Origin of the sequence: Pseudarthrobacter sp. B4EP4b (assembly GCF_006680095.1) — a bacterium.
Classification (GTDB): domain Bacteria; phylum Actinomycetota; class Actinomycetes; order Actinomycetales; family Micrococcaceae; genus Arthrobacter.
In genome coordinates this window covers 1-2331 of sequence record NZ_VHIJ01000014.1, presented here as the reverse complement: position 1 = coordinate 2331, position 2331 = coordinate 1, and the positions used below count along the sequence as shown (strand labels likewise).

1 protein-coding gene, 1 pseudogene and 1 riboswitch are annotated in these 2331 nt (G+C 66.8%); of the genes and pseudogenes, one reads left to right on the top strand and one right to left on the bottom strand.

Translation table 11 applies throughout. The features are described 5' to 3' along the window. Window positions 1–40: 40 nt before the first annotated feature. Window positions 41–880, bottom strand: coding sequence for a LysM peptidoglycan-binding domain-containing protein (locus FNL14_RS05375; protein ID WP_091419786.1), 840 nt, complete (start codon window positions 878–880; stop codon window positions 41–43). Window positions 881–883: 3 nt separating this feature from the next. Next, window positions 884–1087, bottom strand: a riboswitch (cyclic di-AMP (ydaO/yuaA leader). Between the two features lie 363 nt (window positions 1088–1450). On the opposite strand from FNL14_RS05375, the pseudogene FNL14_RS05370 reads away from it, so the two are divergent. Further along, window positions 1451–2331: pseudogene (locus tag FNL14_RS05370) on the top strand (lytic transglycosylase domain-containing protein); the annotation flags it as partial.

The window sequence follows — 2331 nt, the reverse complement described above, 5'->3', positions numbered from 1 at the left end:
GGGGGTTACCCGCCTGCCGCCCCTGTCCGGGTGGTGTTGCTTAAGCTACGCGGACGAAGGAAGCGCCCGGGAGCCAGCTGATGGAGTGGACCTCGGTCTTGAAACCGTCCACGCCGCCGCTGACAACCTGGCCGTTGCCGGCGTACACACCGACGTGGCCGGCAGTGATCACAAGGTCACCGGCAGCGGGGGAGCCCACCACGGAGCCGTACTGGTAGAACTGGCCGGGAGCCAGGTCGCCAACAGACTTGCCCACGCTGCGCAGGGCCTTCTCCACCATGGCGGTGCAGTCCTGCTGGATGCCAACCTGGCCGTAGGCCGATGCCAGGATCGCAGCGCCGGCGCCCGAACCCGTGGCAGCTGCCGGAGCTGAAGCGTAGGAAACATTCACTCCGGTGTTGGCCGGAGCCGCGGCAACGGCAGTCTGGACGGGAGCAGGAGCAGCGGCCGCCTGGACGGGGGCCGGAGCAGCTGCAACATAGCCGGCGCCCGGAATCTGGATCTGGTCGCCCGGGAAGATGATCGTGGAGATCGCCAGGCCGTTGGCGGCCAGTACATCGTTGAGGCTGACGCCGTAGGCAGCGGAGATGCCGCCCAGGGTGTCACCCGAAACCACGGTGTGGACGTTGGCGGCAGCTGCTGCCGGTGCAGCCACGGCAGCTGCGGGTGCCACGGACGCCTGGGTGTTAGTGGTCCCGGTGGTGTCCGGTCCGGTTACGCCTGCGTGGGCCGGGGCGCCCACACCGAAGGCAATGCCGGAAGCTGCTGCTACGGCCAGGGCCGGGCGGCCAAGCGACTTGGCGGATACAGCCAAGCCCTGGAGCGCGATTGAGCGGGCCGGAGTCGCGCGGTGACGGGCGGTGATGGAATTTTTTGACACGTTTGATCGCCTCTCCCATGCCTGCGGGGTGAGCTGTCGGGTTCGGGTTGGAGATACCCGGCCGGTAGCGGCTCCGGACGGAACGGAAGGCGCTATCGACTTAACCCCAAGGCCTCGCATGAGGCCGCGGAAAGGTGGTTCCCCCGTCCCTGCCAGCTGGAAACGATTGAATCCCGGATCAGCGGCAGGGCTCGGCATGCTGAGGGGAATGTCCCGTCTGGGAGGGACACCTGAAGACCATAACCTGCCAGCCCGCCGATTGTCACATTTGAATAACATACGAGCGGCTTCTCTCGTATTCCGCCAATGACTGGAGGTTCTTTGCATAGCGGGCTGACCACGGAAGATAGGCGCGCCGGTGCGGAGTGCATGAGGTTCGTCACAAAGTAATAAAACGTTGTGCCGGCACCAGCCGAAGCGGCGCTCGTGGGCAGCGCACGGCAGAGCTTTGGGCCGCCGTGCGCGGGGGCGGCGTTCGACCTCTGGGCAGGGGTTCACCTTTCCAGATTGCATAACGATGTCAGCACGCCAGCCTTCAACTGAAGGTTGAGAGCTGTATGCTTCCGGACTATGTCTCGGTTCGTTATCAAAACCCGCCTGCCCCTGCCTGCGGCGATGCTGGCCCTTGCCCTTACGGGTACGGTTTGGCTCGGCCCGGCCGGGGCGGCGGACCAGGGTCCGGCGGGTGATTACCCCTCCTGGGAGGACGTCCAGCAGGCAAAGCTGACGGAATCCGGCACCGCAGAGGAAATCAACAGGATCAGTGGCCTGCTGGGTGGCCTGCAGGCCCAATCCGAGTCCCTGGGGACAGCGGCCGTCCAGTCAGCGGCGGAGTATGCCGTCACCGATTCTGCGCTTCAGGCGGCCAGCGCAAAAGTGCAGACCCTCACCGCCCAGGTTTCCCAAGCAAACACCGAGCTGTCCCGGCACCGGAAGGACCTGGGCGCCCTCGCGGCCCAGTCCTATAAAACCGGCGGCACCACCATGGGATTCTTTGTTGCCCTCGATGCGATCCAGACCAACAGCGTCCAGGGTCTGAACGTGGTGCGCATCGTGGGTGACAAGACGGCAGCGCTGGTGGCCAGGGCCGAATCCGCCGGCAGGGTGGCGTCCTCGTTGGCTGCCCAGGAGAGCGCCGCCAAAGCCGAACGTGAGCGGCTGTCCCTGCAAGCCAAAGCGAAGCTGGACGCCGCCCGGTCCGCGCAGGAGGCGATGGCGCGCCAAGTGGCCGAAAGCCAGAAGCGCAGCGAGGAGCTGACAGCGCAACTTGCCTCCCTCAAGGGCACGACGGCGGCAGTTGAGGGCGCGTACCGGCAGGGCCAGGCGGCGCAGGCTGCCTACGAGGCAGCGCAGGCGGCAAAACGCGCCGCAGCCGCTGAACAGGCCCGCCTGCAGGCAGAGGCGGCAGCCAGGGCGGCCGCCGCGGCTGCCGCCCGCCCGCAGGCTCCAGC